The 24,994-nt window shown below is 67.4% G+C and carries 15 protein-coding genes and 5 pseudogenes; 8 read left to right on the top strand and 12 right to left on the bottom strand.

The annotated features are described in order from the left end of the window. Positions 1-67 precede the first annotated feature (67 nt). A pseudogene (locus GD970_RS09485) lies at positions 68-645 on the top strand (IS1380 family transposase); the annotation flags it as partial. Positions 646-2,060: 1,415 nt separating this feature from the next. Here the strand turns inward: GD970_RS09485 and moaA are convergent. Continuing rightward, positions 2,061-3,123, bottom strand: a pseudogene (gene moaA / locus GD970_RS22665) (GTP 3',8-cyclase MoaA). 104 nt (positions 3,124-3,227) lie between these two features. Between moaA and GD970_RS09475 the strand changes: the two are divergent. The 5 genes and pseudogenes from GD970_RS09475 to GD970_RS22190 all read left to right on the top strand — a co-directional run. Next, positions 3,228-3,824, top strand: a complete 597-nt coding sequence (locus tag GD970_RS09475) for a nucleotidyltransferase family protein (RefSeq protein WP_152202642.1) — start codon at positions 3,228-3,230, stop codon at positions 3,822-3,824. Then, a complete protein-coding gene (locus tag GD970_RS09470) occupies positions 3,817-4,935 on the top strand; it encodes an XdhC family protein (RefSeq protein ID WP_152202641.1) in 1,119 nt (372 codons plus the stop codon). Before GD970_RS09475 ends, GD970_RS09470 begins: the two co-directional genes overlap by 8 nt. Positions 4,936-5,001: 66 nt before the next feature. Next, complete coding sequence (locus GD970_RS09465) at positions 5,002-5,682, top strand: IS30 family transposase (protein WP_152202640.1); 681 nt, start codon at positions 5,002-5,004, stop codon at positions 5,680-5,682. 34 nt (positions 5,683-5,716) lie between these two features. Then, positions 5,717-6,188: pseudogene (locus GD970_RS22740) on the top strand (ATP-binding protein); the annotation flags it as partial. Positions 6,189-7,000: 812 nt separating this feature from the next. After that, positions 7,001-7,282, top strand: a pseudogene (locus GD970_RS22190) (3-hydroxyacyl-CoA dehydrogenase family protein); the annotation flags it as partial. A 3-nt stretch (positions 7,283-7,285) separates the two neighbouring features. On the opposite strand, the pseudogene GD970_RS22185 reads toward GD970_RS22190, so the two are convergent. Beyond that, a pseudogene (locus tag GD970_RS22185) lies at positions 7,286-7,530 on the bottom strand (transposase); the annotation flags it as partial. A gap of 578 nt (positions 7,531-8,108) precedes the next feature. Between GD970_RS22185 and GD970_RS09450 the strand changes: the two are divergent. After that, a complete protein-coding gene (locus tag GD970_RS09450; RefSeq protein ID WP_152202639.1) occupies positions 8,109-8,873 on the top strand; it encodes a glutamine amidotransferase in 765 nt (254 codons plus the stop codon). 475 nt (positions 8,874-9,348) lie between these two features. Here the strand turns inward: GD970_RS09450 and GD970_RS09445 are convergent, their stop codons facing one another. The 6 genes from GD970_RS09445 to GD970_RS09420 all read right to left on the bottom strand — a co-directional run bounded on the left by GD970_RS09445 (position 9,349) and on the right by GD970_RS09420 (position 16,591). Further along, on the bottom strand, positions 9,349-10,053 hold the full coding sequence (locus GD970_RS09445; RefSeq protein ID WP_170297179.1) for a gamma-glutamyl-gamma-aminobutyrate hydrolase family protein: 705 nt from the start codon (positions 10,051-10,053) through the stop codon (positions 9,349-9,351). Positions 10,054-10,067: 14 nt separating this feature from the next. Beyond that, the gene (locus GD970_RS09440; RefSeq protein WP_152202637.1) at positions 10,068-11,213 is read right to left on the bottom strand and encodes a M24 family metallopeptidase; all 1,146 of its coding nucleotides are present in this window, start codon (positions 11,211-11,213) and stop codon (positions 10,068-10,070) included. Next, positions 11,210-12,994 carry an ABC transporter permease subunit gene (locus tag GD970_RS09435; protein ID WP_226925257.1) on the bottom strand — a complete coding sequence of 595 codons (1,785 nt, stop codon included), beginning with the start codon at positions 12,992-12,994 and terminating at the stop codon, positions 11,210-11,212. Before GD970_RS09435 ends, GD970_RS09440 begins: the two co-directional genes overlap by 4 nt. An 89-nt stretch (positions 12,995-13,083) precedes the next feature. Beyond that, positions 13,084-14,133, bottom strand: coding sequence for an ABC transporter substrate-binding protein (locus tag GD970_RS09430; RefSeq protein WP_170297180.1), 1,050 nt, complete (start codon positions 14,131-14,133; stop codon positions 13,084-13,086). Positions 14,134-14,287: 154 nt separating this feature from the next. Continuing rightward, the gene (locus tag GD970_RS09425; protein ID WP_170297181.1) at positions 14,288-15,427 is read right to left on the bottom strand and encodes an ABC transporter ATP-binding protein; all 1,140 of its coding nucleotides are present in this window, start codon (positions 15,425-15,427) and stop codon (positions 14,288-14,290) included. Positions 15,428-15,664: 237 nt separating this feature from the next. Further along, positions 15,665-16,591 (bottom strand): ribokinase, encoded by a 927-nt coding sequence (locus tag GD970_RS09420; protein ID WP_152202633.1) that lies wholly within the window; start codon positions 16,589-16,591, stop codon positions 15,665-15,667. 282 nt (positions 16,592-16,873) lie between these two features. On the opposite strand from GD970_RS09420, the gene GD970_RS09415 reads away from it, so the two are divergent. After that, entirely contained in the window at positions 16,874-17,866 is a 993-nt protein-coding gene (locus GD970_RS09415) for a LacI family DNA-binding transcriptional regulator (RefSeq protein ID WP_152202632.1), read from the top strand. A 653-nt stretch (positions 17,867-18,519) separates the two neighbouring features. Here GD970_RS09415 and ppdK read toward each other — a convergent pair. The 4 genes from ppdK to GD970_RS09395 all read right to left on the bottom strand — a co-directional run bounded on the left by ppdK (position 18,520) and on the right by GD970_RS09395 (position 24,993). Beyond that, entirely contained in the window at positions 18,520-21,225 is a 2,706-nt protein-coding gene (ppdK, locus tag GD970_RS09410; protein ID WP_152202631.1) for a pyruvate, phosphate dikinase, read from the bottom strand. Between the two features lie 152 nt (positions 21,226-21,377). Then, complete coding sequence (locus tag GD970_RS09405; protein ID WP_152202630.1) at positions 21,378-22,520, bottom strand: bifunctional 2-methylcitrate synthase/citrate synthase; 1,143 nt, start codon at positions 22,518-22,520, stop codon at positions 21,378-21,380. A gap of 38 nt (positions 22,521-22,558) precedes the next feature. Next, a complete protein-coding gene (gene prpB, locus GD970_RS09400) occupies positions 22,559-23,467 on the bottom strand; it encodes a methylisocitrate lyase (RefSeq protein WP_152202629.1) in 909 nt (302 codons plus the stop codon). Then, positions 23,467-24,993, bottom strand: a complete 1,527-nt coding sequence (locus tag GD970_RS09395; RefSeq protein ID WP_152202673.1) for an MmgE/PrpD family protein — start codon at positions 24,991-24,993, stop codon at positions 23,467-23,469. Before GD970_RS09395 ends, prpB begins: the two co-directional genes overlap by 1 nt. Position 24,994: the final 1 nt, after the last annotated feature.

Below are 24,994 nucleotides of genomic sequence, written 5' to 3'. Positions count from 1 at the left end.
TGACCTGACCTGGGAAGATACGACTTTCTTAGAATCCGTATCGGCAGTCAAAGAAGGGCATCTCGAGATGCAACTCTCTCACACCCGACCCGTCGTCTCCCCGGTCTTCGATGAGCCCAACCTCGTGTCGGCGGTCGGACTGGTGCCGGTGATGGGCTTGGCCCGCTGTGCGGGGCTGGCCGAGCTGGGTGATGAGCACCTGAGCGCGCCGACGGACAAGGGCGCCAACGCCGGGTTGAAGCTCTCCTCGCTGGTAGCCGGCATGGCCGCCGGCGCCGACAGCATCGAGGACATGGGCCTGCTGCGCCACGGCGGGATGGGCAAGGTCTTCGCCGGCGCCTACGCCCCTCCAGGCTGGGGCAGTTCCTGCGCGCCTTCACCTTCGGCCACGTCCACCAGGCAGACGCCATCGCCTCACGGTTCCTGCGGCACCTGGCTGAGACCACCGGGCTCCTCGGCGGACCGCGGGACACCAGGACGGTGATGGTCGACATCGACGACACCATCGTCGATGTCCACGGCTACGCCAAGCAGGGCGCGGGCTTCGGCTACTCCGGGGTCCGGGGCCTGAACGCCCTGCTCGCCACGGTCTCCACCGACCAGATCGCGCCGGTGATCGCCGCCCAGCGGCTGCGCAAAGGTGCCGCCTGGTTTGTCTGTGCCGTCATGGCCTTCAACCTCACCCGCGCCGCCGCCACCCTAACCAAGGCGCGGACACTAGCCCGGGCGACCACCGCGACAATCCGCCGCAAGCTCGTCGCCCGTCCCAGCCCGGATCGCGACCTCCGCCAGGCGCCTACGCCTGCACCTGCCCACCGGCTGGCGCTGGCAAACCGCCTGGCCGACCCTCTACGACCGCTCTTCCCTCGAGCAGTCACCGCGATCGCCTGACCGTCAGTCCCCGTCCACACGAGAAGGAACCCAGTGGAAAAGCCGGTCAGACCGCGGCTGCCTCATGCCCTCAAGACCACCTCGCCCGAAATCAGGCCACCGACCCCGCTTCATCGGTGGATCGGGGCTAAGCCCCTATCCGGTTGAGGGTCAACGGGACACGCCCAACGGCTGCCTCCCGTGTTCAGAGTTCGGGCGGGTCCACGCTGACAACCATGGACCTCACCGCCGAACAGCGTAGCCGCCTAGACCGCCTCACAAGGTCTCCCCGACTGCCCCGCCTTGGCTCCGACTGGCCCGCCTGGACAGGGACTCTGCGCGAACTCGCCGAGCACATCGGCGAGAACCTAGACACCGTCAGCACTCGATACGGGCTTGACGCGCATGTGACGATCCGCACAGCGGAGCCTCTGAGTCCCGACGAAGTACGGAACCGCATGGCAAATGCGATGGCGGAAAAGTAGGCACTCGTTGCGTCTTCGGCGTACTGGTACTGATCCCCGGCGCTAGAGCAGAAGCGGCATACGCAGTTGAAGCCTCTGTGCAGACGTCCGTCACTGTACTGTTCCATCGATGCCCTCACGCCGATGAACAGCATCGGGCGAGGCGGAAGACGGAACGAAACCGGGATGGATGAGCCGCTGTCGACGGCGCTCGAAAACTGAACGGTTTCGGCGGTCGAAGAGTGAACGGTTCTTAGCCTAGGGACTCTTGAACGCTGCCCTTCTCGCTAGTCTCGCCGCGCTTGTGGTTCTCCTCGTGCGACGTGGGCGCCGCTAGTTGGCTGCGCTAGTGCGTCCGCGAGCGCGATTCCGCGGCGGGGCGTGATGGCGTGGGTGCTCACGCCGTGCGCGAAGACGTGTTACCGCTGACTCGGGGGCACGGGTTGGCGAAGGGGTGGACGGGAAAGGAAGTGGATCAGCCCGGCAAGTGACTGGCCGGCGAGGACTGCGACCCACCGGTCATGGTGACCGGGGTCGCCAGGGTGCCGGGCGCAGCTTGCCCGCACTTGGCGGGCGCGCGTCTTTTGCCGGCGGTGATTTGGAGGCCCCGCACCTCTGGGACTCAGAGTTCGAGAGGGGATTCACTTACTTCACGACAGCCCAGCCAACACCGGTTACCACGCGAGTCATAGCTAACAAGTGCGGAGTGGCAGGAATATGGCTCAGTCAGCCACCGATGTAAGACATCTCGATGCGATTGGCGGGCCGTTCGCCGAACTGGGAGCGCAACTCGGAGTACCGGTCGGCCCGGATGCTCCAGACGTCGCCCAGCGCGGCGGCGAGGTCGTCATCATCTTTTGCCGGGTCGCGCAGCAAGTCGCGAAGGTCATAGCCGTCGGCAGCGAACAGGCAGGTGAAGAGCTTGCCGTCCGTGGACAGCCGCGCGCGGGTGCAATTCCCGCAGAACGCGCCGGTCACCGAGGAGATGACACCGATCTCGCCAGACCCATCGCGATAACGCCACCTGGCGGCTGTCTCGCCCCGATAGGCGGGGGCGACCGGCTGAAGCGGCAACTCGGCGTTGATTCGTGCGAGTACTTGCGCCGAGGGCAGCACCTCCTCCATCCGCCAGCCATTCGTGACGCCAACGTCCATGAACTCGATGAACCGCACCACCACGCCCGTGCCTTGGAAGTGGCGGGTCCATGGGGACGACGTCCGCCTCGTTGGTGCCGCGCTTGACGACCATGTTGACCTTGACCGGTCCAAGCCCGGCCTCCTGCGCAGCCTCGATGCCACGCAGCACCCGCTCGACAGAGAAGCCAACGTCGTTCATGGCGGCGAACCGGACAGGGTCGAGAGAGTCGAGGGAGACGCTGACCCGAGTGAGGCCGGCGTCCTTCAAAGCTCGCGCCTTGACCGGCAACGCCGAGCCGTTGGTGGTCAGCGCAATGTCCACCGAGCGGCCGTCTGGAGTGCGCAGCGCGGCAAGGGCGGCTACCAGATCCTCGATCCCGCGCCGCAGCAGCGGCTCCCCTCCAGTCAAGCGCAACTTCTGCACCCCGTGCGCCACGGCCACCCGGGCCACCCGGGTGATCTCCTCGAACGTGAGGATCTCGGCTCGGGGCAGGAAGGCGTAGTCGCGGCCGAAGACCTCCTTCGGCGTGCAGTACACGCACCGGAAGTTGCACCGGTCGGTGACCGAGATCCGAAGGTCGCGCAGCGACCGACGGAGCCGGTCCGGCGAGAGGCCGCCCGGCTGTTCCTGCGACACCGTCATCGCAATCATCCGTTCCGCTCGAGACATCGTTCAAGTGTGATAGATCGTTTCGTGAGACTGTAGCCCGATACACAACTTGCCCCGCCCCCTTTACCAGCGCTGGAGGAGGGACCATGGTCATCGCGGACAGTGCGGGGCTCGTCCTCGCCGCGGGCGCCGGGAGCCGGTACGGCATGCCCAAGATACTTGTGCCGGGTTGGCTCGAGCGTGCGGTGGCGTCCCTGCGCGACGGCGGGTGCTCCGCGGTCCGCGTGGTCACCGGGGCCGCCCGCCCAGACCTACCCACTGGCGCGACGGAACTCCACTGTGCTGGCTGGCAGCGAGGAGTCGGCGCCTCGCTACGGACCGGGCTTCGCGCCGTCGGCCCTGGTGCGGAGCGGGTGGTGGTGCACGTGGTGGACTGCCCCGATGTCGGCCCGGACGTCGTCGCCGCGGCCGGTGATCAGCTTGCCAGGGCCGTCTTCGAGGGCCGCCCGGGACACCCCGTCGTCCTGCCGCAGGCGCACCTGGCCCCGCTGCTCGCCTCTCTCACGGACGACGACGGCGCCGGTCCTTACCTACGCAAGCACGACCACCTTGTCGTCGAGTGCGCGGACCTGGCGACGGGCCAGGACATCGACACCCCGCCGGCGCCCGTCACTGGTCGCCCGACCCATCCCGTCCGCCGACCCGTGCCCGGCACCGAGAAAGGAGACGACCGACTTGCGTGACATTCTCGAGAGTATCCGGTCCTGGACCGCCCCCTTCGCCGTCGCGACCGTGGTGCGGACCTGGAAGTCCTCTCCACGCGGCCCCGGCGCCGCCATGGCCGTCAACGCGGCCGGCGACGCGGTGGGCAGCGTCTCGGGTGGATGCGTGGAGGGCGCCGTCTACGAGGTTTGCCGCGAGGTTCTCGAGAGCGGCGAGCCGCAGCTCGTCAGGTACGGCGTCAGCGACGACGATGCGTTCGAGGTGGGCCTGACGTGCGGGGGGACGATCGAGCTGTTCGCCCAGCGCGTCGACCCGGCCACCCCCGAGCACCTGGCCGACCTGCTCACCGCCGTCGACGCCAAGCGGCCGACGGCACTGGCCACCGTGATGAGTGCGCAGGAGCAGGGGCTGGTGGGCCGCCACGTGCTCCTCGTTGACGGCGAGGCTCGGGGCGGCACGGGGAACGAGCGGCTGGATGCGGCGATCGTGGACGCGGCCAGCGGCCTGCTCGAGCACGGCCGCAACCAGATGGTGCACCTCGGTACCCACGGCGAGCGGCGCATGGACGAGCTGTCGGTGTTCGTGGAGTCCTTCGCACCCGCGCCGCGGATGGTCGTCTTCGGGGCGATCGACTTCGCCGCCGCGGTGGCCCGGGTCGGTGCCTTTCTCGGCTATCACGTGACGGTGTGCGACGCCCGCCCGGTCTTCGCCACGCGGGCCCGGTTCCCGGAGGTCGACGAGATCGTCGTGCGGTGGCCGCACGAGTACCTGCGCTCGAGCGAGGTGGACGAGCGCACAGTGCTGTGTGTGCTCACCCACGACCCCAAGTTCGACATCCCGCTGCTCGTGGAGGCGCTGAATGGGCCGGCCGCGTACATCGGGGTGATGGGCAGCCGGCGGACGCACGACGACCGCGACGCCAAGCTCCGACAACGGGGGATCACCGACGAGCAGCTGGCGCGGCTGCGCTCCCCGATCGGCCTGGACCTCGGCGCGCACACCCCCGAGGAGACGGCGGTGTCCATCGCCGCCGAGATTGTCGCCGCTCGGTGGGGCGGCACCGGCCGGCCGCTCCGTGACATCGACACCCCGATCCACCGCGAACTGCCGACGGTCGCCGCATCGGGGTGAGGACTCGGAGTTCCTGGGCGATTTCAGGTGGTCGTCGCAACACCTCGATGAGAAGAGGTGGTGCGGGTGCCGCGTCCGATGGTGTGGGTGCCGGGGCGCAGGGCGTTGTGGCGGGCGATGAGGGCCGGGGACTGGACGATCGAGTCGGCCGCGGCGGCCGGTGGCGTGTCGAAGGCCTGTGCCTGTAGGTGGCTCGCCGAGGCTGGCGGGGTGTGTCCGTTAATCCTCGGCGAGCCCACGGGCCGGCGCCTGTCCGTGCACGAACGTGACGACATCGCGGTGCGGCGCGCCGCGAGCGAGGGGGCGCGCCAGATCGCCCGCGCGCTGGGACGCTCGCCCAGCACGATCAGCCGGCGGCTGGCTCGCAACCGCGCCGCCCGGCACCCGCACCCCTACCGGGCGCACCTGGCCCAGGCCAAGGCCGACGAGCGGGCTCGGCGGCCCAAGGCGGCCAAGCTCGCCACCAACCCGGCCTTGCGCGCCTACGTCGAGGCCAAGCTGCGGCAGGGCTGGAGCCCGCAGCAAATCGCGAGGCGGCTGCGGACCGACTTCCCCGACGATGAGTCCATGCGCATCAGCTACGAGGCGATCTACCAGTCCGTCTTCGTCCAGGGCCGTGGGGCCCTGCGCAAGGATCTGCACACCTGCTTGCGCACCGGCCGCGCGGCGCGCAGGCCCCGCGGGCGGCGGCCCACCGCCCAGCGTGGTCAGATCCCCGACATGGTCCTGATCTCCGATCGCCCCTAGATCAGCACCCTCCAGGGAACCCAGGACGGTTCACATCGGCCCACCCGGGGGCGGCAAGACCCACCTGGCCGTCGGGCTGGCCCGCAAGGCCGCCGAGGCGGGCTACCGCACCTACTTCACCACCGCCGCGGACCTGGCCGCCCGCTGCCACAAGGCCGCGATCGAGGGCCGCTGGGCCTACACCATGCGCTTCTTCGCCGGCCCCACCCTGCTCGTGATCGACGAGCTCGGCTACCTGCCCCTGCCCGCTGAGGCCGCCTCCGCGCTCTTCCAGGTCGTCTCCCAGCGGTACCTGAAGACCTGATCATCCTGACCACCAACCGGGGCGTGGCGTCCTGGGGCGAGGTCCTCGGCGACACCACGTCGCCGCCGCGATGCTCGACCGGCTCCTGCACCGCTCCGTGGTCCTCAACCTCGACGGCGAGTCCTACCGCCTCCGCGCCCACCAGGCCGCCACCGACACCCTCCGGCGAACCGCCACCGGCACCCCACGACCACTACAGTGACCACCGCCCACGGGGAGGAATTTCGACGAGCAGCCCTGGGGAGTTTCAGAGAGCGCCATCAGCTCCGCGCCCGGCCGGTTCAAGACGAGTGCGTCGCTGCCGAGTGAGGGGCCGGCCTGCTTCCGAGGTGAAACGGCCGCGGCCTGGAAGGGTTCTGTACGGGGTCCAGTCCACTGACGCGCCGTGTGCGTGCAGAGGGGGCACGGGCGTCTCAGAATGGGTCGCAAAACCTCCAAACGACACGGCCGGTTCTGAGACGGGTTGTGGACACAAGATGAGGCGCCGATACCGGCTCCGCTGAGTCGTCTCAGAAACGATAGTTTCTGAGACGTGCCCGCCGGAGCCACACGGCGTGGACCGTGCCGCGGTCGTCGGTCAGCCGTGGCATCGCATAACCGCGCTCGGTCGCCGACGGCGACGCTCGGAGACGAGTCACTGCACATTGCGAATGAGTTCAGGACAAACCAACGGCCGCAGCCTGCGCTATCGCAGGTCAGCGGCCTGTGGTGGAGCTAGAGGGACTCGAACCCTCGACCTTCTCCCGCCGGTTCACAACTCCCGGCACTCCCCGAAGTCCGTTTTCACAAACGCTCACTGCGACGTCCGGACCTCCACAAACGCTGGGAGATCAACGTTTCGCAGCGAGCCGACTCCAGGTTCGCACCCCTCCTCAACATGGTCAACTACGGTCATTCGCCAGCCCCAGACGCGTGGAACTCCCGTGGAGTCCAGGCTCACGCGTGAAACTCGCGTGGAATCTGCGGCGGAGCTCATCGGCACGGCTGGTTCGGGCGTCGTACCAGGCCGACACAGAGGTCGTGATCGGCGCCCAGACCGACCCCGCCGTGGTCAAGGCGGCGAGCGCCTGGACCCGCGCACTGGAGAAGACCCCAGTAATCGTCAAGGACGCCCCGGTTTCGCCTCTCTCGCCTGGGTGCCCTGGAATCCATCCACATGGTTGCGGACGGCGTGGCCTCGCGGGAGGACATCGACAACGCGATGGTCTTGGGCTACAAGCACCCCACCGGGCCGCTGCGGACGACGACATCGTGGGCTTGGACGTGCTCTTGGGCATCGCCGAGTACCTAGCCTCCCAAGGGAATGGCGACGTCGACGGTCCCGGCGCGGCTGTCGAAATCGCGGGGCGGCAGCCGTTGCGCCGGATCGCCCGCGCCTCGCTGACCTCCCCGGTAGCCCGCCCGCACACCGCGTCGGCGTCGGCGTCGGCGGAGAGCAGGGCGTTGATGAACGTGGCGAGCATCTCGCGCAGCAGGTCCGGAGACGCCTGGGCGAGGTCCTCATGCAGGAACTGGGTGAGGTCGATACCGGAAGGTGCGGTCATCGCGTTAGGTCCTCTTCGAAAGTTCTGTGGAAGGTTCACTCGAAGGATCACGCGGTGCCCGCACCCGTCTATGACGACACGGGCTCACCGAGCTACCGATACACCACCCTGCTGGACTCCACTCGGAAGTGCCCTCTCGTGCGATGGCCTGGACTCTCGACAAGCCCAAGTTTTCCGCATCAGACGGGCACTTCCGCCTATCTACTTACCCGTGTCAACCCAGCCGCGTGGAACGCCGAGGAAGCTCGCGTAGAAGGTGTTGCTCAGGTCGGGCATGGTGAGCGAGGCTCATCAGCCTGCATTGGCCTCGGCCGGTCACCCGTCTCGCCGCAGCCTCGTCAATGCGCGGCGGAGTCTTCTCCTGCACTTTGAGGTGACCCGCAATATCGGGACACCGCAGAGTACAGAGACCCAGCCCCTTGATCCACCTCGTCGGCGTCGTTTACTCCAGCTCTTTCCCAACGGTCACCGTAGACGCGAAGATTTAGTGAGTACACGCCGTGCCGCTTTGACGGCCGGCACCCCAGACTTCTACGCTGGGTTAGCGCAATTTTGCGCGCGACATTGCGGCTGGAGAGATAATGCGAGTTCTGTTGGCAGGCGAGTCTTGGGTGAACGCGGCAACCGACTACAAGGGTTACGACGCCTTTCCCCATGCTCAGGTGGAGATTGGGTGCGCGGAGCTGCTGGACGCGCTGCAAGGGGCCGGACACGCGGTGACCCACCTGCGCTCGCATGATGTCGCGGAGCATTTCCCGTCCACGCTCGAGGACCTGGCCGCATACGACGTCGTCATCCTCTCTGATATCGGCTCGAACTCGCTCCTGCTTCCGCCCATCGTCTTCACGCATGGGCGGCCCGCACCGAACCGGCTCAAGCTCCTCGCCGAGTGGGCGCGCCGGGGCGGCGGCCTCGCTATGGCCGGCGGATATCTGAGCTTCCAGGGCTTCCAGGGCCGCGCCAACTACCACCGCACCCCCGTCGAGGACGTGCTGCCCGTGCGAATCTCGCCCTACGACGATCGTGTGGAAACCCCGGAGGGCGTCGGCGGAGTGCGCACAGCCGTCGAGCACCCCGTGACCGCGGGACTCGAGCAGTCTTGGCCGATCCTTCTCGGTTACCAGCGGCTCCAGGCTCGGGATGACTCCACAGTTCTAGCGACCATCGAGGACGAGCCGTTGCTGCTGGTTCGCGACGTCGGTGAAGGCCGCACTCTCGCTTTCGCCTCGGATATCTCGCCTCACTGGGCGCCGAGGGAGTTTCTGGAGTGGGACGGCTATGGCCGCCTCTTCGACCAGGCAGTGCGCTGGCTGGGCGCTGGCTCAGCGGTGAGCGACGACTGAGCTCGATCAACGCAGCACCTATGGCGCATGCCTCGGAGCCCATGGCAAGCCGCCCGTAGCCGTGGCGTCGCCTGTGTCGGCGGCCGTAGCCGCGTGACCCCGGTCGCTGCTACGCCGCCGGGCTCAGGGCGATGCCGACCGCCGACGCCTTCCTCGTCATCGCCGACGCGCCCAAGGACCGAGGCATTCGGCCGCGTCTACGGCGGCCATAGATAGACGAATCACAAACATCTGGGGCAATTTCGGATGGCGCCAGGGGTCACTCGCCACTTGCCGTTGACCCTGCGGCGGACGACCCGGTGATTCGGGGGTTTCCGATGACTTATCCGATCAGTAGTGCACCCGCGCGCACGGCGGATGCACTACTGATCGACGCGGCCCTACCGCACATCGGCGCCGAGTCTCCGAGAGGAGTCAGCACCTACCTGCTTGCGACATGCTGACGGCACGGCGCCCCGCCCCCTGCTTCGTGGGATTACCGAGCGACGTGGGCACGCTCGCGCGAGAGCTCGACAAACCCCGCGATCAGGCTCGCGGAGGGTGGGTCAGACTCCGTCATCACCTCTGGATGCCACTGGACGCCTATGATTCTGTGGTGGTCGTGCTCGAATCCCTCCACGAGCCCGTCTGATGCCCATGCGGTGGGCGTCAAGCCGTGCCCGAGCACCTTCACTCCTTGGTGGTGCTGGCTGTTCACCGCCAACTGACCACTCATACCGAGCAGGCTGGCGACGACCGAGCCCTCCTGCACCTGGACCGAGTGCGTGGTGCGAGTCAACAGCTCCTCCCCCGGGTTGTGCGTGATGTTCGAACCGAGTTCATGGCCTATGTCAGAATAGAGCCTCCCGCCGAAGTGAACGTTCAGGAGCTGCGCTCCGCGACATATGCCCAGAATTGGAATTTCCTCATCGATGCAGAGGGCGATCAAGGCCGACTCGAATTCGTCCCGCACCGTGTCGACGTCCTGCGCCTCGGTGAAGCTTTCTCCACCGAATGCGGGCGCGACGTCTGTTCCCCCTGAAAGAATCAGTCCGTCGAGCTGCTTGCGTCGGACGTCCGCAATGAAGTCGACATCGGCGTCCAAGATGATTGGGATGCCGCCGGCATGGGCAATGCCGGCGACCATCGCCGGCCAGGAGACGAACGTTTCCATGATCCGCCCACTGGTGGACAGTCCCACCCGAACGGCTCTGCTCATTTCTCGATCAGGTCCCTTGAGAAGTTCGTCAGGCGCTCAATTCCATCTTCTCGAACCACGATCGTTTCCGAGATGTTCAGGCCGTCGAGGACCAGGTATCCGTGCAACGTCATCCCGGACTCGAAGAGGAAGTCAGACCGCGGCGTCACCTCGATTGGCTCGTACGCTGTCGGAACGAGCATGAAACCGAGACCGTAGAACGTCTTGTTCGGGTAGTTCTCCGCGTAACCGAGATCCCGCAAACCGTCCCTGATGATGCTGTCGGCGATACGGCAGCTCACGCCATGCTTGACAGTGGCGAATGCTTCGTCCTGAAGGGCGCGGAGGTCGTTCCACTTGCGGAGCACGTCGCCACCCCTGGCACCAAGGCGGATCGAACGCATGCATCTCGCGTAGTAGTTGTGAGAGTGGGTATCCACCTCGATGAACACCAGATCCTCAGGCTCGAGGACGCGATCGGTATAACTGGCGTGGATGTGCTTCGCTGCGGCGCCACTCGAGACGGGACCGGACTCCAGTTGTCCTGAGCCGGCCCGAATGCCCACCGCCGACATGTGCGCGGCAAGATCCCGCTCGGTGATCCCGGGAACCGCGGCATCGCAGGCCGCTTGCACCATCTTGTCGGCGATCTCTCCTGCCCGACGCATGACCTGCAGTTCCTCCTCCGACTTGATCAGACGAAGGCCCGAGACGTCACAGTCGGGCACGAGGGTGCACGTTGGTGGCACGCCGTCCATGACGGCCGCGATGAGTTGGTAGGGCGCCCGCCACGAGCCCCCTTCCATGCCGATTCGCCCGCGCAGTCCCAGCTCAGAGATCCCTCGAAGGAGCACCTCAGCCACCGACTCGCCGTCGTACCACCAGATCGGCTCCGGGCACCAGGACGTCTGTCGGTACCAATACTCCTCGGCGTGCCGGATGAGCAGAGCCGGGTCTCCGGTCCTCGAGACCACCCCTGCAGCGAACGACGACGTGTACCCGGCGGTCATGTACCCGCTCAGATACGTGAGCGACTCAGGCTGCACCAAGATCAGATGGTCCAGACCATGGCGGTCCATGTACTCGCGGTGAGCGCGGAGCCTCTGCTCATACTCCGGACGACTGAACAGCAGTTGCGAGGACTGAACTTCGGTGGACGTCATAAAGACCCCTTCCTTCCGGTCGCGGCTAGCGACCTGACCTGTCGACGAAGCCCTCGTGAGCCCACCAAGACGGCAAGGCAGACCAACACCAGGACACCAATGACGAGAGTTCCTACTGCGGCAACTTCCGGGCTCACCTCTTCCCGGATACTGCGATACATCTGCCGCTCAAGCGTCGGCGTCCCGATGCCTCCCACGAACTGCGCGAAGACAAGGTCACCAAAGCCCGTGACGAAGACGAAGATGAACGCCGACAACACCGACGGCAGCACCAGCGGCACGATGACTCGTCGCATCGTCATTGCTGGCCGCGCCCCGAGGCTCGAGGACGCACGCTCATACGCCGGGTCCAGGTTCCGGAATGCCGTGGTGAGCACGATCATGGCCAGTGGAAGCCCGATCAGCGTGTAGGCGATCACCAACGCCGCGGGCCGCCCGGCGATATTAAGCGGCAGGAAGAAGTAGAGCAGCGACGCTGCAAGGACCACCTGAGGGATGACCATCGGGGCGACCATCATCAGGTAGCCGGGAACCGCCAGACCACGCCTCTTCGTACGCGCGATGCCGAACGCCGCCATGGCAGCGAGAACAATAGCGATGACGGCAGCTCCGCCTGCGATTGACAGGCTGAGCCAAGTCGAGTCCAACCACCGCGTGTTCGAGAAGTACGCCTCGAACCACCGAGTCGAGTACGCGGACGGGGGAAACCGCAGAAAGGCATCGTTCGAGAACCCGAGCATCACGATCGCGACCATCGGTGCAAGCGAGACGAACAACGCCACGACCGCGATTCCGACTGCGACAGGGAACCTCAGGAATGAAAGACGCTGCTCGATGCGCCAGACCCAGTTGCTCGGCAAGCTGCTCAGATCTGCATCGGCCGTCGAAGACGCCGGCGTGACCGCGGAGCGCTCTGGCGCGGCGCCCACAGCCACCACTGCTGTGCCGCCGTTCTTTCGTGACCGGCGACTCGAGCGCGCGCCGTCTGCCGTGCTCGAGAGCCCGAGTCCCTGCCGCAGGAAGTACGCCAAAACCAGTGTGACGATCAGCACGACCGTCGATTGAGTGGCCACTTCGCCCTGTTTCCCAGGAAGCGCCACCAGTGAATCTATTCGTTGAGCGAACAACGGTGTCGACGGCCCTTGCAGAAGGAGCGGCGTCACGTAGTAGCCCAGCGCCGAGATGAAGACGATCGTCGCTCCTGACACAACCCCGGTCATCGACTGTGGCACGAAAACCGTGCGCCAGGCAGTGAGCGGGCTCGCACCCATCGTGCGCGAAGCCAGAACCAGGGACCGATCGATCGTCTTCATCCGTGCGTAGATCGGAAGCACCATCATCGGCAGCAAGACCTGCGTCATACCGATGACGACACCGATGTCGTTGTAGACGAGCCGGACCGGCTCGGTGCTCAGCCCGAGTGTCAGTATGAGCTGATTGATGGGACCGTTGTCGGCGAGGAGTGCCCTCCATGCGAAGGTGCGCACCAACGCACTCGTAAAGAAGGGGAACATCACAAGGATCACAAGGACGAGACCCAAGATGTTTCGCGCACGCACCGCCACGTATGCGAGTGGATATCCGAGGACCAACGTCGCAACGGTAACAAGCAGAGCGATCCATCCCGTTCGGAGAAGCACCTCGGCAAAGATGTTGTCAGATCCGAAGATGCCGACATAGTTGCTGATGCCGACACTGCCGTCCACGGAAAGGCTGCTGACTATCAGCCGCCCCAGCGGGATCACGAAGAAGGCGCCGACCAGCAGTGCCGCCGGAATCATCAGCACAGCCGGACCAGATCGCAAGAGCGATGTTCTCAGGGGATGTTTCACCGGTACTTGTCCTTCCGCACTCCTAGCTGACGGGCGAGTTAGAGGTCAGCCAGCCACTCCTGCCACATCGTCACGACACGGGTGGACCAGAGCTCGCCGTTACCGGAGTCCGACCCCCACCAGGAGCTGTCCGACATGATCGTGGCGTCGACGTGCTCGGGTGCGGTCGGCAGCAGCTTCTGGCGGTCCGCGTCGATGGACTCGAAGGCGCGTGCATTGGTCGGGGAGTAGGTGATGAGCTGCGCGAACTCGGCCTGCCGGTCCGGACGTGAGGCGAACTCGATGAACCGTTGCGCGTTCTCTTCGTTCTTCGCACCCTCAGGGATTGTCCAGACATCCAGCTGCAGGATGGCCTGGTTCCAGGTCGAGGCAATGCCGGGAGCTTGTTCCTGGGCAGCCGCGACACGGCCATTCCACGCCGCAGTGGCGCCGACCTGACCATCAGTCAACAGCTGGACCGACTCGGCCCCCGTGCCCCAGAACTTGAGGATGCTCGGGGTGAGTTCCTTGAGCTTGTCGAGAGCGCGCTCCACGTCGAGGGGGTAAAGGGAGGCCGGGTCGACGCCGTCGGCCAGAAGCGCCGCCTCGAGCGTGCCAGTCGTGATGTTCATCCCCTCGCCGAGGGTGCGTTCACCCGGGAAAGTGGCCACATCGAAGAAGTCGGCCCAGTCCTCGATCTCGCCGCCCACCACCTCCGGGTCATATGCGATCTGCGCCGCGTAGATCAGGGACGGAACCGAGTACTCGTCGGCCGCGAACGGCTGCAGGTCTGCCGGGTCCGCGGACGTCCACGATTCGATATCGATGGGCAGCAGAAGATCCGCATCGACCCACTCCTGGACCGTGTTCGCGCCGATGTTCATGACGTCCATGCTCGGATTGCCGGCCTCGATGGTCGTCCTCAGAGCAGGGGGCGCCTCGCCGGCGGCCGGAATGACACGGATACCGGTCTCCTCCTCGAACGGTTCGAAATACGCGATCCGCTGCGCCTCACCCCATGCACCGCCTCCGTCGTAGACCATGACCTCTCCGGAGGCGCCTTCGTCGTCTCCGGTCGCCTCCGTGGACGAGCAGGCCGAGAAGGTCACGACAGAGAGCATCGCGGATGTTGCCACGGCTACGGACCGCAACTGGCCTCTGCGGGTTCTTGAGTTCTTCCTCGTGGAGCTCGGTCGAGTGGTGAGCATCTTGTTCTCCATTCTTCGGGGTACTTGCCGGTTTGCTTCTTGATGGTTCCGCCGGTTAGGCGGCGTCAAAGCACGTCGCGTCCTTGCGGTCCCATGTGAGATAGACACGCGCGCCTGGCCGCAGCGCCAGGGGGGCCGAGTGAGCGGGATAGACCGCGGTGACCTTGTGCCCCATGCATTCGACAACGAATTTCACGGTGGCACCGAGAAAGATGGTCTCGCACACGATGGCCGGGACCATCCCGGTCGTCGCGTCGACTCGGATGGATTCGGGCCGAATCGCGAGTACGGGGCCGCCAGTGCTGTGCGGCTCGTCCTCTCTGACGAGCACTGCAGGTAGGACATGATTTCCGACCTGCACGTGGACACCCTCGCCGGCCGTCGTGGCCGAGATGGAGCACGGTAGGAAGTTCATGTCTCCGAGGAAGCCGGCCACCACTCGGGTCTTCGGCTGCCCGTAAAGCTCTGCCGGAGTGCCCACCTGGTTGATGCGCCCCTTGTCGACCACGGCGATGCGGTCCGCAAGCATCATCGCCTCGTCCTGGTCGTGAGTGACATAGACAAACGTCGCTTCGACCTCGCGGTGCAACTCGCGAATCTCTAGCTGGACCCGCTCGCGGAGCTTGCGATCGAGCGCACCGAGAGGCTCGTCCATCAGCATGAGCCCGGGGCGATAGACCAGGGAGCGCGCTAGCGCAACGCGTTGCTGCTGGCCTCCCGAGAGCTGGTCGATGCGTCGATTGCCATACCCCGCCATGTCAACGAGCTCGAGCGCGTTCTCGACACGCTGGCGGGCTGTCTGCCGTGAAACCCTCTTGGCTCGCAAGGGGTATTCCACATTCTGCCCGACTGTCATGTTGGGAAACAGCGCGTACCGTTGGAACACATAGCCCAGCTCGCGTTCGTGAACCGGGACCTGCGTCACGTCTTTCCCGTCGAACCACACGGAGCCCTCGTCGGGCACCTCAAACCCGGCCAGGATGTTGAGCAGGGTTGTCTTACCGGAGCCGCTCGGCCCCAGCAGGGCAATGAACTCGCCTGCGGAGATCTTGAGCGAGGCATCGGTGAGCGCCTGAACTGGGCCAAACCGGCGAGTGACATGACGAAACTCGACCGCGACGCCGGTCGCCGAGTTGCCCTTCTTGATACTAGGTGCGCTCGTACTTGCTGGAGTGCTCTTAACGTCGAGTTCCACTATGCCCCTCCTTGGGCCAGTCGGGTGATTCCGATGCGATCTGCGTCGCGGCGAGCCGCTCAACCAACCAAAATGTTCATCAGAAAACTGGGTGACACTTTGTCTGGCGGGTCGTTCGCTTCCCGCGTGTTACGGCGCTGGTCGCCGACAGCGCCACCGGCCCCAGAATTCGTCGATCGCGCTGCAGGTGCGAGGCTGAGCAGCATTGACTTGGCGCGCCGGACCGGTGGCGACGTCCTACACCTCCCCGCATCGTCGGATCGCGGCGAGAACCTCATCTGCCCGTGGCATTCCAGTGGTCGCCCCCAGGGCACCGGTAGCGGTGGATGCCGCATACACGGCCCACTGCGCTGCGGCGTGAAGCGGCTCCCCACGGCTCAACGCATCAGCGAGCGCGCCGATGAAAGTGTCGCCCGCCCCAGTGGTGTCTACGACGTCGACCGCAGGTGCCGGGATCGCGCTGATGGACGGGCCGTCCGCCACTATGGCGCCACGCGCACCTAGGGTGATCACCAGCGAGCGCGGCAGGGAACCGACAGCGAGCTCGTCCGCCAGCCGGGCGAGATCTGTGCTGAGCGCGCGACCAGCGACGGCTTCGTACTCGACCTCGTTCACCACGAGGACATCGACAAGGTCGAGCAGCTCGCGCGGCAGTGCACGCGCGGGCGCGGCGTTGAGGACGAACGTACCGACGGTCGACCTCGCTGCGGCGAGTACGGTCTCGAGCGGGATCTCCAGTTGCGTGACGACTACCCGGGCTGAGGCCAGAACTGCGCTGACCGATTCGATGTGGGCGGGTCCGACACGAGCATTGGCACCAGGAATCACAACGATGCAGTTCTCCGCCCCGCTGTCTACGAGCACGACTGCGCGGCCGGTGGGCGCTGTGCTGTCTTCCCCAAGGGCCGTAACGTCAACGCCTTCAGCTTCAAGCGCGCTGCGGACCATGCGCGCCTCTTGGTCCGTACCCGTCAGGCCGATGAAGACCACTCGCCGTCCGAGTCGGGAAGCCGCGACCGCCTGGTTGCTGCCCTTCCCGCCGGGAAACTCGTCGAACGCCAGCGCGGAGACAGTTTCGCCCGGGGCCGGTAGCCGATGCACGCGCGCCACGAGATCGACATTTACGCTGCCGACGACCGCCACATCTGCTGACTGGTACCCCATGTGTTCCTCCTCCCGTCCACACTGACTCGAGGCCCTGAGAGATCGATCTCTCAGTTGAGGCACGATTAAAGAGATAACCACGCCCGTTGTCAACTATGCATCGAACATTGATGCCACGATGCGACTTCACCGCTAGATTCTGCGCAAGTTCTCCGAGAGGACCTTTCTACCAATGCCCCTTGCCACACCGCCTGTGCGCATCACCGGTCACGCTCAGTACGTGGTGCGCGCGCTACGCTCAGCGCGACTATCGGAGATCGATTTCTCTAGAGAGGTGCACCCATGGGCAGGAAGGTCACGGTAGGCGATGTCGCCGCCTCTGCTGGCGTCTCGCGCGCCACCGCGGCCCGCGTGCTCGCTGGTCACACGACAGTCAACCCCGACATGGCCAAACGGGTGATCAAAGCCAGCGAGGGACTGGGTTACAGCGCAAATGTGGTCGCTCGGGCGCTGCGCACGCAGCGCACGGACACGGTTGGCATGGTGGTCCCCTCGATCTCCAACCCGTACTTCGTCGGAGCCGTCGAGGCACTCGAAGGAGTTCTCGCAGCAAGTGGTCGGGCGTTGATCCTCTGCGACTCCCGGGACAGCGCGGACACAGAGGCTGCTCGCATCGAAGTGCTTCTAAACCGCATGGTGGACGGTCTCATCGTTATTCCGGTCTCGGCGGAAGATTCTGTGGCGGCATTGCGCACGGCCGCGACCCAGTGCCGTGTGGTGCAGTTCGACCGCCTTTCACAGGGTGCGGGCACAGACTTCGTTGGCAGCGACAACTTCGCCGGCGTCCGCCAATGCGTGGCCCATCTGCGGGACCGCGGCTGTGTCCGCATCGCCTACGTCGGCGCCGCACCCACCACGTCAACCGCTACTGAGCGCCTGCGCGCCTTCGAGGGCTCAACTGGCGGCCACCCCGACGGTCGCGTACTCCTCGGCGAGTTCACAGCGGCATGGGGCACCGAGGCTGCACTGACTCTGCTCAGAGAAGGAAGGATGCCGGACGGCATCGTGTGTGGGGCCGACGTCATCGCGGTTTCCCTCCTGGCGGCGCTGCGCGCTGCAGGTGTCGAGGTGCCCACTGATGTCAAGGTCGTAAGCTATGACAACTCGGGCCTCGGGCTGCTCACTGCGCCGAGGCTGACCTCGGTGGATCAGCCGCTCGCGGCGATGGCCGAGGAGACCGTCCGCCTCCTTGATGCCGGGCTCGATGCCGCTGCGCCGCCTCGCAAGAGCATCTTTGCGCCCAAGCTGATTGTCCGGGAGTCGACAGGCGGTTAGCGCCACGTGCGCCGCTGCTATTCAGTTTCCCACGGCACGATCGTGAGCGATGCGGCGGGCTGCCATCTGGTGCAGCAAGCAAGGAGACTGGAACCAGAATCCATGCCTGCACGGAGAAGTTCGACGCGGAGACCCGCGCCGTTGCCGTAATAGTCGCGGACCTTGCCTTCTCGCGGTCGGGGAGAACTCGAACCACCGTGCAGGCGGGGTAGCGACGATTGCGAACGAGTTGGGCTCCACAGATGGCCGCTACCCGCGTCCTTGCACGTCAACGACCAGTGGTGGAGCGAGGGGGACTCGAACCCTCGACCTTCTCATTGTGAACGAGACGGTGAATGTCAGCGACCCAACATCGACGTCAATACGCACCCCTCCCCCGTGAAGACGCTCAAGGAAGCCGCGCGACACAGCCCTCACACCAGACAGAAGTCCGTTCTGCGGCATGACGACGGATTCCTCAGTAGCGTGGACCAAATCTCGCTCGTAGCGGTCAGGTGAGCGAGCTTTCGGCCCAACTTGACGCCTTCAGCCGCATGGGGAAGGCGACGTCGCACAGAAGCGCCGCAGCCCCGGTCAGTGGAGTGCTCCTCGGCACTCGCACATCCGTCGAAATCCGCCAGACCCCCAACCCTCAGCAAACGGCTCTCGTTGCCTTACGCCGTCGCGTCCTCCCTCGATGCGGCGGCCCTGCCTGCCTCCAACCGGGCGATGGGCACCCGGAACGGCGAGCAGGAGACGTAGTCCAGGCCGGCGTCGTGGAAGAAGTGGATGGACTCGGGATCCCCGCCGTGCTCGCCACACACGCCCAGGTGCAGGTGCGACTTCGTGGACCGGCCGCCCTCGACGCCGGCGCGGACCAGGGCGCCCACGCCGTCGGCGTCGAGGGTTTCGAACGGGGAGATGGTCAGCACCCCGTTCTCGAGGTAGTCGGCGAAGAAGGCGCCCTCGACGTCGTCGCGGGAGAAGCCCCACGTGGTCTGCGTGAGGTCGTTGGTGCCGAAGGAGAAGAAGTCGGCCTCCTCGGCGATGCGGTGGGAGGTCAGCGCCGCCCTCGGCAGCTCGATCATGCACCCGATCGGCAGGTCCAGGGCGGTGTCGGAGTCCCGGCCGACCTCGCGGAGGATGCCCTCGGCCTCCTCGCGCACGATCTGCAGCTCCCGGACCGACCCCACGAGAGGCACCATGATCTCCGGGCGCGGGTCCCGGCCCTGCCCGCGCAGCTGCACGGTCGCCTCGGCGATCGCCCGGATCTGCAGCGCGAACAGGCCCGGGATCTTCAGGCCCAGGCGCACCCCGCGCAGGCCCAGCATGGGGTTCTGCTCGTGCATGCGCCGCACCGCCGCGAGCAGCTTGACGTCGCGCTCGTCCGCCTCGCCCTTCTCCTCGGCCAGGGCCACCTTGACCGACAGGTCGGTCAGGTCAGGCAGGAACTCGTGCAGCGGCGGGTCGATGAGCCTGATCGTGGTCGGCAGGCCGTCCATCGCCTCGAGCAGCTCGACGAAGTCCTGGCGCTGCAGCGGCAGCAGCTCGGCCAGCGCCGCCTGGCGGGCCTCCTCCCCCTCGGCCAGGACCACCCGCTCGATGTAGGCGCGCCGGTCGCCGAGAAACTGGTGCTCGGTGCGGCACAGCCCGATGCCCTCCGCGCCGCGCTCCCGGGCCCGGCGGGCGTCCTCGGCGGTGTCGGCGTTGGCCCGCACCCGCATCCGGCGCACGTCGTCGGCGTGGGACAGCACTCGGTCCACCGCCTGCACCAGCTCCCGGGTCGAGTCGTCCGGCGCGGCATCCAGCCCCGCCTGCAGCCCCTCGGCGATGTAGCGCATGACCGGGGAGTCCACCACGGGCACCTCGCCGAGGAAGACCTCCCCGGTGGAGCCGTCGATGGCGATCGTGTCCCCGGCGCGCAGCACCGTGCCGTTGACCCGGACCTCGCCGGCCGCCCGGTCGACGTCGAGCTCCTCGGCGCCGACGACGGCGCACTTGCCCATCCCGCGGGCGACCACCGCCGCGTGGGAGGTCTTCCCGCCCCGGGCGGTGAGCACGCCGTCGGCGACGATCATGCCCTGCAGGTCGTCGGGGTTGGTCTCGCGCCGCACCAGGATGACCTTCGCCCCGGCCTGGGTGCGCTCGAGCGCCTGGGCGTTGTCCAGGACGATCTCGCCCACCGCCGCCCCCGGGGAGGCGGCCATGGCCTTGGTCAGCAACTCCCGCTCGGCGCTGCCGTCGAACTGGGGGAAGAGCAGCTGGGTCAGCTGCGCGCCCGTGGTGCGCCCGATCGCCTCGTCCATGGTGATGAGGTTCTCGTCCACCAGCTGGGTGGCGATCCGGAAGGCCGCGGCCGCGGTGCGCTTACCCACCCGGGTCTGCAGCATCCACAGCTTGCCGCGCTCGATGGTGAACTCGATGTCGCACAGGTCCCGGTAGTGCGTCTCCAGTCGGCGCATCGCCTGCATGAGCTCGCCGTAGGACTTCGCGTCCAGCTGCTGCAGGTCCGCCAGGGACAGGGTGTTGCGGATGCCGGCGACGACGTCCTCGCCCTGGGCGTTGGACAGGTAGTCCCCGTACACCCCGGAGTGGCCGGTGGAGGGGTCGCGGGTGAAGGCCACCCCGGTGCCCGAGGTCTCCCCAAGGTTCCCGAACACCATGGTCACGACGTTGACGGCGGTGCCCAGGTCGTTGGGGATGCGCTCGCGCCGGCGGTACAGGCGGGCCCGCTCGGTGTTCCACGACCCGAACACCGCCTCGATCGCCATGTCCAACTGCTCGCGCGGGTGCTGGGGGAACTCCCGCCCGCACTGCTCCTTGACGATCTCCTTGAAGGCGCCCACCAGGTCCTTGAGGTCCTCGGCGCTCAGCTCCACGTCGGTGGCCGCCCGCACCTCGGCCTTCTTCGCGTCCAGCGCCGCGGAGAACAGCTCCCCATCGATGTCCAACACCGTCTTGCCGAACATCTGGATCAGCCGCCGGTAGGAGTCCCACGCGAAGCGCTCGTCGCCGGAGAACTCCGCCAGCCCCTTGACCGAGGCGTCGTTGAGCCCGACGTTCAGGACCGTCTCCATCATGCCGGGCATGGAGAACTTCGCCCCGGAGCGCACCGAGACCAAGAGCGGCTCGTGGAAGTCGCCGAGGCGCCGGCCGATGTGGTCCTCGATCTCGCGCAGGGCCATCGTCACCTCCACGCGCAGCTCCGGCGGCACCCGCCCGTCGCGCATGTAGGCCCGGCAGGCCTCGGTGGTGATGGTGAACCCCGGTGGGACCGGCAGGCCGATCTTCGCCATCTCGGCGAGGTTGGCCCCCTTGCCCCCCAGCAGGTCCTTCTGGTCCTTGCCACCCTCACTGAACCGGTACACGTACTTGGCCATGACCGTCCTTCCACGTTCTGGCGCACCCCCGGCGCCACCTGTGGCGAACACACTAGAGGTGGTGCACGTCACTTTACCGGGGCCGGGACGTGCCATACATCACACCGACGCCGGCGGTGCTGTGCCGCCGGGACCACCCGGCGGCCGCGGCGTCACGCCGTCGCGGGCTCCTCCATGTGTCGCTCGGCGGGCCCGACGTAGGCGCTCAGCGGCCGGATGAGGGCGTTGGCCTCGAGCTGCTCCATCACGTGCGCCGTCCACCCGGTCACGCGGCTGGCGACGAACAACGGGGTGAAGGTGGCGGTGTCGAAACCCATGAGGTGGTACGCGGGCCCGGAGGGGTAGTCGAGGTTGGGCTGGATGTTCTTGCGGGCGACCATCGCCCGCTCCAGGGCGTCGTACAGGGCGGCGAGGTCGGGCCGGTCGTAGTGGGCCACCAGCTTGTCCAGCGCCGCCTTCATGGTGGGGACGCGGGAGTCGCCGTTCTTGTAGACGCGGTGGCCGAAGCCCATGATCTTGCGCTTCTCGGCCAGCGCCCGCTCGAGCCACGCCTCCGCCTCGTCGGCCGAGCCGATCTCGTCGAAGACGTGCATGACGGCCTCGTTGGCGCCGCCGTGCAGCGGGCCCTTGAGCGCGCCGATCGCCCCGACGACGGCGGAGTACAGGTCCGAGAGCGTGGAGGTGATGACCCGGGCGGTGAAGGTGGAGGCGTTGAAGGAGTGCTCGGCGTACAGGATCAGCGAGACCCGGAAGGCGTCGACGACGACGGCGTCGGGGACCTCCCCGAAGGTCATCCACAAGAAGTTCGCGGCGTAGTCGAGGTCGTCGCGGGGCGCGACGAGCTCCTGCCCGTGACGCCGGCGCTGGTCGTAGGCGACGACGGCGGGCAGCTGGGCGAACAGGCGGACCGCCTTGGCGAGGTTGGCCGCCCGGGAGGCGTCCGCCGTCGTCGGGTCGTCGGCGCCGATGACGCTGACGGCGGTGCGCACCACGTCCATGGGGTGGGCCGTGGTGGGCAGGGCGTCGACGACGGCGCGCACGTTGGGCGCCAGCGCACGCTGGGCGCGTTCCGCGCGCTCGAGGTCCGCGAGCTCCGCGGCCGTGGGCAGCTCGCCGTGCCAGAGCAGGTGGGCGACCTCCTCGAACGAGCAGCGGGCGGCGAGCTCCTGGACGGGGTAGCCCCGGTAGAGCAGGGAGTTGGTCTCGGGGTTGACCTTGGAGATGGCGGTGGTGTCGACGACGACGCCGGCGAGCCCCTTGCGGATCTCCGGGTCTGCCTGGGTCTGCGTGGTCATGTTCGCTCCTTTGCGCTGACGTGCCCGAGCCCGGCGCCCTAGCCGCGGGCGGGGTCCGGGGTGTAGGTGAAGATCGAGGTGTCGAACCGGTTGTAGTCCTCGTAGTCGAGGAGCTCGTAGAGGCGGGCGCGGTGCTGCATCTGCGGCACCAGGCTCGCCAGGGTGCCCTCCTCGGTGAGGGTGTCCAGGGCCCGCTCGGCCGCGCCCATGGCAATGCGCAGCAGCGAGACGGGGTAGATGACGATGTTGATGCCGACATCGGCGAGCTCGGCGGTGGTGAACAGCTCGGACTTGCCGAACTCGGTCATGTTGGCCAGCACCGGGACATCGACGGCGCGGCGCACCGCCGCGAACTCGGCGAGGTCGCGCATGGCCTCGGGGAAGATGGCGTCGGCGCCGGCGTCGACGAGCGCCTTGGCCCGGTCGATCGCGGCCTGGTGGCCCTCCACGGCGCGGATGTCGGTGCGCGCCATGACCAGGAGGTTGGGGTCGCGCCGGGCGTCGACAGCGGCCCGGATGCGCTTGACCGCCGTGGACCCGTCGACCACCTGCTTGCCATCGAGGTGGCCGCAGCGCTTGGGGTTGACCTGGTCCTCGATGTGCAGGCCGGCCACGCCGGCGTCCTCGAGCTCCTGGACGGTGCGGGCGACGTTCATCGGCTCGCCGAAACCGGTGTCGGCGTCGACGAGCGCGGGCAGGTCGGTGACGCGGGCGATCTGCTTGCTGCGGCCGGCTACCTCGCTCAGGGTGGTCAGCCCGATGTCGGGCAGCCCGAGGTCCGCGGACAGCACGGCCCCGGAGATGTAGACGCCCTCGAAGCCCTTGTCCTGGACGAGGCGGGCGGACAGGGGGTTGAAGGCGCCGGGGAAGCGCAGCAGCTCGCCGGTGGCGAGCCGCTCGCGCAGGGCGGCGCGCTTGGCGGCGGCGGTGGTGGCGGCGTACAGCATCAGAAGATCCCCTCCGGGGTGGTCATCGGCGCCAGCAGCCCGGCCGGGGCCGTGACGGTGAGCTCGGCGAGGCCGGCGGCGTCTAGCTCGGGCAGGCGCTGGGCAGCGTCGAGGAACCGTTCGATCTCCGCGGGCTCCAGCACGCCGGCGGCCAGGGTGCGGAACTTTTGCACGTACTGCTCCCGGCCGAAGGGCCGGGCGCCGAGCGGGTGGGCGTCGGCGACGGCGATCTCCTCCACGACGGTGGTGCCGTCGGTCAGGGCGATCTCCACCCGGCCGCCGAAGGCCTTCTCAGCCGGCTCGGTGGAGTGGTAGCGACGGGTCCACTCCGGGTCCTCGGCGGTGGTGACCTTGCGCCACAGCGCGACGGTGTCCGGGCGGGCGGCGCGCTCGGGAGCGTAGGAGGCGACGTGGTGCCAGGCGCCGTCCTGCAGGGCGACGGCGAAGATGTACGGGATGGAGTGGTCGAGGGTCTCGCGGGAGGCGGTGGGGTCGTACTTCTGCGGGTCGTTCGCCCCCGACCCGATGACGTAGTGCGTGTGGTGGCTGGTGTGGATCACGATCGAGGCCACATTCGCCGGGTCCGCCAGCTCGGGCCGCTCCCGGTGGAGCTTGCGGGCGAGGTCGATGAGCGCCTGGGACTGGTACTCCGCGGAGTGCTCCTTGGTGTAGGTGTCCAGGATCGCCAGCTTGGGCGCGCCCGGGACGGGCAGCGGCACCTCGTAGGCGGCGTCGGGGCCGTCGAGGAGCCAGGCGATGACGCCGTCCTCGCCCTCGTAGATCGGGGTGGGCGAGGTCTGCCCGCGCATGGCCCGGTCCACCGCCTCGACGGCCACCTTGCCGGCGAAGGCGGGGGCGTAGGCCTTCCACGTCGAGATCTCGCCCTTGCGGGACTGCCGGGTCGCCGTCGTGGTGTGGAGGGCCTGGCCGACGGCCTGGAAGATCACCTCGGGCGGCAGGCCGAGGAGGGTGCCGATGCCGGCCGCGGCGGCGGGGCCCAGGTGGGCGACGTGGTCGATCTTGTGCTTGTGCAGGCTGATCGCCCGGACGAGGTCGACCTGGATCTCGTAACCGGTTGCGATCCCGCGCACGAGCTGGGCCCCGGTCAGCCCGCGGCGGGCGGCCAGGTGCTGCGCGACGGCGAGGATCGGCGGGATGTTGTCGCCGGGGTGGGAGTAGTCGGCGGCGAGAAAGGTGTCGTGGTAGTCGAGCTCGCGCACGGCCACGCCGTTGGCCCAGGCGGCCCACTCGGGGCTGACCCGGTCGGTGCGCGGGGCGCCGAAGACGGTCGCGCCCGGGGTGTAGGGGTGGGCCAGGGCCTGGGCGCGGGCGGCGACGGCGGGGGCCCGGGTGAGCGAGGCGGTGGCCACGGCGGCGTTGTCGATGACCCGGTTGACGATCATCTCGGTGACGGCCTCGGGCACGTCGACCGGGTCGGCGGCGACCTCGGCGATCTTCCACGCGAGCTGGTCCTCGCGCGGGAGCTTCTCGGCGCTGGGGTGGACGCGGACGTGGTGGACGACCATG

This window comes from Georgenia thermotolerans (assembly GCF_009193185.1).
Lineage (GTDB): Bacteria > Actinomycetota > Actinomycetes > Actinomycetales > Actinomycetaceae > Georgenia > Georgenia thermotolerans.
Note: the sequence above shows the minus strand (reverse complement) of the source record. Positions and strands in the feature narration are given on the sequence as shown.

What these genes read in the sequence shown, in the direction of transcription:
- GD970_RS09475 (WP_152202642.1), top strand. Translation starts at nt 3,228, where the DNA reads ATGGTCATCGCGGACAGTGCGGGGCTCGTCCTCGCCGCGGGCGCCGGG.
- GD970_RS09440 (WP_152202637.1), bottom strand. Translation starts at nt 11,213, where the DNA reads ATGACGTCCACCGAAGTTCAGTCCTCGCAACTGCTGTTCAGTCGTCCG.
- GD970_RS09435 (WP_226925257.1), bottom strand. Translation starts at nt 12,994, where the DNA reads ATGATTCCGGCGGCACTGCTGGTCGGCGCCTTCTTCGTGATCCCGCTG.
- GD970_RS09420 (WP_152202633.1), bottom strand. Translation starts at nt 16,591, where the DNA reads ATGGGGTACCAGTCAGCAGATGTGGCGGTCGTCGGCAGCGTAAATGTC.
- GD970_RS09415 (WP_152202632.1), top strand. Translation starts at nt 16,874, where the DNA reads ATGGGCAGGAAGGTCACGGTAGGCGATGTCGCCGCCTCTGCTGGCGTC.
- ppdK (WP_152202631.1), bottom strand. Translation starts at nt 21,225, where the DNA reads ATGGCCAAGTACGTGTACCGGTTCAGTGAGGGTGGCAAGGACCAGAAG.
- GD970_RS09405 (WP_152202630.1), bottom strand. Translation starts at nt 22,520, where the DNA reads ATGACCACGCAGACCCAGGCAGACCCGGAGATCCGCAAGGGGCTCGCC.
- prpB (WP_152202629.1), bottom strand. Translation starts at nt 23,467, where the DNA reads ATGCTGTACGCCGCCACCACCGCCGCCGCCAAGCGCGCCGCCCTGCGC.
- GD970_RS09395 (WP_152202673.1), bottom strand. Translation starts at nt 24,993, where the DNA reads ATGGTCGTCCACCACGTCCGCGTCCACCCCAGCGCCGAGAAGCTCCCG.